Source organism: Streptomyces ochraceiscleroticus (assembly GCF_000720485.1).
In the GTDB taxonomy this organism is placed as follows: Bacteria; Actinomycetota; Actinomycetes; order Streptomycetales; family Streptomycetaceae; genus Streptomyces; species Streptomyces ochraceiscleroticus.
Genome location: NZ_JOAX01000076.1, coordinates 1 through 563, shown reverse-complemented (window position 1 = coordinate 563; position 563 = coordinate 1). Strand labels below are relative to the sequence as shown.

1 pseudogene is annotated in these 563 nt (G+C 66.4%); it reads right to left on the bottom strand.

Annotation, left to right across the window (positions count from 1 at the left end):
- Positions 1–563, bottom strand: a pseudogene (locus tag IG84_RS0137220) (ADP-ribosyltransferase); the annotation flags it as partial.

Sequence of the window (563 nt, the reverse complement as noted above, 5' to 3'; positions counted from 1 at the left end):
TCCCAGCCGCCGAAGCCCACCAGGGTGCCCAGGCCCTTGATGGTGCCCCAGATGCCGTCGACGATCAGGCCGTCCCACACGAAGGACTTCACCCAGTGGCCGACCTCGTACCAGTGGTGCTTCTCCTCCACCGGGTCGCCCCAGGGGAGCTTGGCGTTCTTCATGTCCTCGGCGCTGAAGCCGTACTGGTTCTTCTTGTCCGAGCCGTCCCCGGCCACCATCTGCGTCCCGCCCCACAGAGCGGTGATCTTGTTGTGGCAGGTCCGCTCCGCCGCCCAGAACGCGGCCACCGTGGCGGTGATGTCATCCCGGATCTGGTTGTGCTCGGCGATCAGATCCTCGTCGTAATCCCCGTCCTCGTCGTCCTTATGGTCGCGGATGAAGTTCTGCGCCTTGGTCTTCAGCTCCGCCAGCTTCGGCACCAGCGGGCGGATCTCATCGGCATAGGAGGACAGCGCCGAGGCCACCGTCTCCAGGCCGTCGGCGAAGCCGTCCGCCCGGTCCTGCACCGGCTTGGTGGTGGCAAAGAGCTGCTCCGCCTCGGGCGCCTTGTAGTACGCCGA